Genomic DNA, 4,719 nt, shown 5'->3' with positions numbered 1-4,719 from the left:
GCCGATTATCAGATCAAGCTGGCGCTTCGTCCCGACGAGCGCTTTGGGTCGGACGAAGAGTGGGACAGGTCCGAGCAAATCCTGCGCGAGGCGGTTGCGAAAGCAGGCCGCGCAACCGAAGATTATGGTTGGGAAGAATTGCCCGGCGAGGGGGCTTTCTATGCGCCCAAGCTGGAATTCCACCTCACCGACGCGATTGGCCGCACCTGGCAGGTCGGCACCATACAGGCAGACACGGTGTTGCCGGAACGGCTGGACGCCAGCTATATTGGCGAAGATGGCAGCCGCCACCGCCCGGTCATGCTGCACCGTGCGATTCTGGGGACGTTCGAGCGGTTTATCGGCATATTGATCGAACATTATGCCGGCAAGCTGCCGCTCTGGCTGGCGCCAACCCAGGCGGTTGTCGCCACGATCGTCACCGACGCCAATCCTTATGCCGAGGAGGTGGTTGCGAAACTGAAAGCCGCCGGAATCCGGGTCGAGGCTGATCTGCGCAACGAGAAGATCAACTATAAGGTGCGCGAGCATTCGGTAGGAAAAGTGCCCAATATACTGGTGGTTGGCATGCGCGAAGCCGAGGAAGGCAAGGTTGCGCTGCGCCGCCTTGGCCAGAAGGAACAGGAATTTCTGACCCTCGATGAAGTGGTGACCATGTTGCAGAGCGAAGCGCTGGCGCCAGACTTGAAATCCGGCTCGCAGTGACGATATAGGCCTTGAAGCTGTTGCATTCAAACCACTGCTTATGTGGCTAATATGTCTTTAGCCATCAAGAAGGCTTTATTCGTCTAAGCTTTGCGGCTAATGAGCCTGCATAAACAACCACTCAGGAGTATTTAACATAGCTGCACCCCCTCGCCGCCCCACGCCGCCCGTCAAAGGCGGCCCGCGCTTCAACGATCTGATCAATTCCGATACCGTCAGGGTTATCGACGACAAGGGCGAAAACCTTGGCGTAATGAAAACCAGCGAAGCGATCGAGCGTGCGGCAGAAGTTGGACTCGACCTGGTCGAAGTCTCTCCCAATGCGCAGCCCCCGGTTGCGAAATATCTCGACGTCGGCAAATTCAAGTATGAAGCCCAGAAAAAGGCCAATGCTGCGCGCAAAACGCAGAAGGTGCAGGACGTCAAGGAAATCAAGATGCGTCCGAATATCGACGATCATGATTATGATGTGAAAATGCGCAACGTGAACAAGTTCATCGACAATGGCGACAAGGTGAAGGTGACTCTGCGCTTCCGTGGCCGGGAAATGTCGCATCAGCAGCTCGGCATGGCATTGCTCGTGCGAGTGCAGAACGACATGAAGGAAACCGCCAAGGTCGAAGCCTATCCGAAGCTGGAAGGCCGTCAGATGTTGATGGTACTCAGCCCGAAATAGATTCGCGGCCTAGCGGGCGTCGATTCGCGCGATCCACAGAAATGCCAAACCCGTCACCAGCCCGGTGATTGCGATCAGGATTTCAAAATTGTGGTTTACCATTTCTGCCTCTGCTGTTGCTCCGTTACATAACAGGGCAAAGCTAACAGTCGGTTAAATGGCTGGCTGGCTCAAGATGCGGGCTTTGCCCGATATTGGGCCGGAAAATGCTGCTTCAGATTGGCCAGCTTGGGCTTGTCCCAGCGGACAATATAGCCCTGGCGCGGGTTTTTCTGCATGAAATCCTGATGATAGGTCTCGGCGGGATAAAAGGCTTTATACGCTTCTACCCTGGTCACGATCGGGCGCGCCCAGTAGCGCCCCTTTTCCAGCTGCGCGATATAGGCGCGGGCCGTTTTCGCCTGACTGGCATTCATCGGCACCAGCGCGCTGCGATATTGTTTGCCGCGATCGGGGCCCTGGGCGTTGAGCATCGTCGGGTCGGCCACGACCGAAAAGAAAATCTGCATCAGCTTGTCATAGCTGATCTGCTGCGGATCATAGACCACGCGCACCGCCTCGGCATGGTCGGTGAGACCGGCACTGACCAGCTGGTAGGAAGCGCTGCGTTTCGTACCACCATGATAGCCGGATGATACGCTGATCACGCCCTTTGTGTGCTCGAACACACCCTCGACACCCCAGAAGCAGCCGCCGGCAAAAATCGCCACGGCGCGCTTTCCGGTTTCGGCAGCGCTAACACGCGGCATCGGGATGATCGTCGCTTTCTCCGCCGCATGGGCTTCACCGACAAAGGACGTGCCTGACAGCTGATCCGCAGGCAGAGTCGACTGGACGCCCGCCCAGACCGCACCGAAAGCGGCAAAAGCAAAACCAAATGCTATCGTTCTGGAAAGGACCGGGCTCATTTCAATCTAGCTCAGCAACTGGCCGGCCGCGCTGACGGTGGACGACAGATCCTTGCCGAGGTCGGTACGCTGCTCTGCCGGCTGCATCAGAAACAGCATCAATGCACCGACGATGAAGCCGCCGCCAAGGCTGTAGGTCAAATCGGATTTCAAAAATTTCATCATGGTCGGTTCCTTGGGGGTCGTTATCTATTCGAGCCATCCCGCCTGCTGGTTACAGCCTTTAATATAGTTATCCTGTCGCCGCTGTGAACCTGATCACAAGGGCATATTAATTTGACCTCAAGCGCCGGGCGCGGACATCCGTCCGCTTGGCTTTCGCGCCATAAGGCGCGGCGGCCGGTCGGCCTTGCCTCGGCTGCGCCTCGGTTCGAAACTAACCGATATTGTGAGCGTCCGACCGAGCATAGCGAGGCAAGCGCGACCGCGCGTCGGGCGATAGCCCGCCCCGTCGGAGGCGTGAGCGAATATATTCAAACCTCAAGCGCCGGGCGCGGACATCCGTCCGCTTGGCTTTCGCGCCATAAGGCGCGGCGGCCGGTCGGCCTTGCCTCGGCTGCGCCTCGGTTCGAAACCAGTCAATAGCGGGAGCGCCGAACCGACGCGAAGCGGAAGGCAAGCGCGACTGCGCGCCCGGACCCCGGATTTAATCCGGGGGAGGATAGCCAAGGGCGCAGATGCGCCCGCCCGGCGCCTGAGGCCTAGGTTAACGCAACGCAGGCCCGCTGGATTCGGGTGCAAGCCTCGGTCAATATCTCTTCCGAGGTCGCGTAGCTGATCCGGAATGCAGGTGAGAGGCCAAAGGCCGCACCGTGCACCGCAGCAACCTGCGCTTCATCGAGAAAATAAGTGATCAGATCTTCGTCGGTTTTGATCACCTGCCCCTTGGGCGTGGTCTTGCCGATCAGGCCGCTGGCGTCGGGATAGACATAAAAGGCCCCGTCCGGCGTCGGACATTCGAGCCCCGGCGTGTCATTCAGCATCGACACCACCAGATCACGGCGGCGTTCGAAAGCGGCGTTGCGCTCGATCAGAAAATCCTGCGGACCATTGAGCGCAGCCACTGCCGCCGCCTGTGAAATCGAACAGGCGTTGGTGGTCGACTGCGACTGCAATTTGCGCATCGCGTTGATCAGCCAGACCGGACCACCGGCGAAACCGATCCGCCAGCCGGTCATCGAGAAAGCCTTGGAACAGCCGTTGACCGTCAGCGTGCGATCATAAAGATCGGGGCAGACTTCGGCGATGGTCGAAAAGGGAAAATCGGCATACCAGATATGCTCGTACATATCGTCGGTCATCACCATCACATTCTTGTGCGGCAGGATGACTGCGGCCAATGCCTTCAGCTCGTCCGCGCTATAGGCTGCGCCGGTCGGGTTGGAGGGCGAATTGAGGATCAGCCATTTGGTTTTCGGCGTGATCGCCGCTTCCAGCTGTTCCGGGGTGATCTTGTAACCCTGGTCCGCGCCAGCCTCGACAATCACCGGCGTGCCGCCAGTAAAATTGACGATGTCGGGATAGCTGACCCAATAAGGCGCCGGGATGATCACTTCATCGCCCTCGTCCAGCGTCGCCACCAGCGCGTTGAACAAAGTATGTTTGCCGCCGCTGTTCACGGTGATCTGGTTGGTCGCATAAGTCAGATTATTGTCGCGCAGGAATTTGCCCGCGACCGCTTCTTTCAGCTCCATGGTGCCGTCGACGACGGTATATTTCGTCTCACCGTCGCGGATCGCCTTGATCGCCGCTTCCTTGATAAAATCCGGCGTGTCAAAATCCGGTTCGCCAGCGGACAGGCCGATAATATCGATACCCTGCGCTTTCAGTTCGCTGACACGACCGGTCATGGCCATGGTGGCAGAGGGTTGGATGCGTCCGAGAGCTTTGGAGATCATGGTCATGGGAGGTCCTGTCGCAAGGAATTAGCCTGACTGCCTAATATCATTGGTGCTGCACTGCAACAGGGAGAATGCGGCTGAGGCGATTTTTCCTGAACGCAGCGGCGCTACCATCGATCGCACTTGCTGCTGCCCGGCAATCTTGACAAATTTTGCACTGTTATAAGTTGGAAACCTCCCGCTGCTCAAAATGGTCCAAAATGCGTTTTCCCGGACGCAGCGCGGGTCGACCAAGGCGTGAGGGATATCATGGCGATGGGATCGCAGGAAAGCGGATTTGGTTGGCGTTGGTTTGATCCACCGCGCATCGACGGGTTCCGAGAAACCGCGAAGGACACAAAGATTTCTTATTCGATTTTTTGCCTGTCTATATTTTAATCATAACTGGTTGACTGAAAATTGTTCACACCGTGACTATAGACCATTTCGATCGGCGATATTTTGGGAAAATGCATTGATGTGCTGGGAAATCGCTAACAATTCGCCGCTCGCGTGACCTATATTGGCTTCGTCAAACGTTTCCTGATAG

Annotated in this window: 5 protein-coding genes; 2 read left to right on the top strand and 3 right to left on the bottom strand. The window is 57.3% G+C overall.

Going from position 1 to position 4,719, the window contains the following annotated elements:
• Together V7665_RS13065 and infC are read left to right on the top strand one after the other, a co-directional pair.
• The coding region (locus V7665_RS13065) for a threonine--tRNA ligase (RefSeq protein WP_335664974.1) at window positions 1-705 on the top strand (705 nt) is incomplete at its 5' end.
• 136 nt (window positions 706-841) lie between these two features.
• Window positions 842-1,381 carry a translation initiation factor IF-3 gene (infC, locus tag V7665_RS13060; protein ID WP_335664975.1) on the top strand — a complete coding sequence of 180 codons (540 nt, stop codon included), beginning with the start codon at window positions 842-844 and terminating at the stop codon, window positions 1,379-1,381.
• A 170-nt stretch (window positions 1,382-1,551) separates the two neighbouring features.
• Here the strand turns inward: infC and msrA are convergent, their stop codons facing one another.
• The 3 genes from msrA to V7665_RS13045 form a co-directional block, all read right to left on the bottom strand.
• Window positions 1,552-2,289 (bottom strand): peptide-methionine (S)-S-oxide reductase MsrA, encoded by a 738-nt coding sequence (msrA, locus tag V7665_RS13055; protein WP_335664973.1) that lies wholly within the window; start codon window positions 2,287-2,289, stop codon window positions 1,552-1,554.
• A gap of 6 nt (window positions 2,290-2,295) precedes the next feature.
• Window positions 2,296-2,454, bottom strand: a complete 159-nt coding sequence (locus V7665_RS13050) for a hypothetical protein (protein WP_335664972.1) — start codon at window positions 2,452-2,454, stop codon at window positions 2,296-2,298.
• 536 nt (window positions 2,455-2,990) lie between these two features.
• A complete protein-coding gene (locus V7665_RS13045; protein ID WP_335664971.1) occupies window positions 2,991-4,193 on the bottom strand; it encodes a pyridoxal phosphate-dependent aminotransferase in 1,203 nt (400 codons plus the stop codon).
• Window positions 4,194-4,719 lie beyond the last annotated feature (526 nt).

Origin of the sequence: Parasphingorhabdus sp., assembly GCF_036964675.1 — a bacterium.
Lineage (GTDB): Bacteria > Pseudomonadota > Alphaproteobacteria > Sphingomonadales > Sphingomonadaceae > Parasphingorhabdus.
Note: the sequence above shows the minus strand (reverse complement) of the source record. Positions and strands in the feature narration are given on the sequence as shown.

Bases quoted from the DNA above. Each gene is read 5' to 3' on its own strand.
- V7665_RS13050 (WP_335664972.1), bottom strand. From the start codon at position 2,454: ATGATGAAATTTTTGAAATCCGATTTGACCTACAGCCTTGGCGGCGGC.
- msrA (WP_335664973.1), bottom strand. From the start codon at position 2,289: ATGAGCCCGGTCCTTTCCAGAACGATAGCATTTGGTTTTGCTTTTGCC.
- V7665_RS13045 (WP_335664971.1), bottom strand. From the start codon at position 4,193: ATGACCATGATCTCCAAAGCTCTCGGACGCATCCAACCCTCTGCCACC.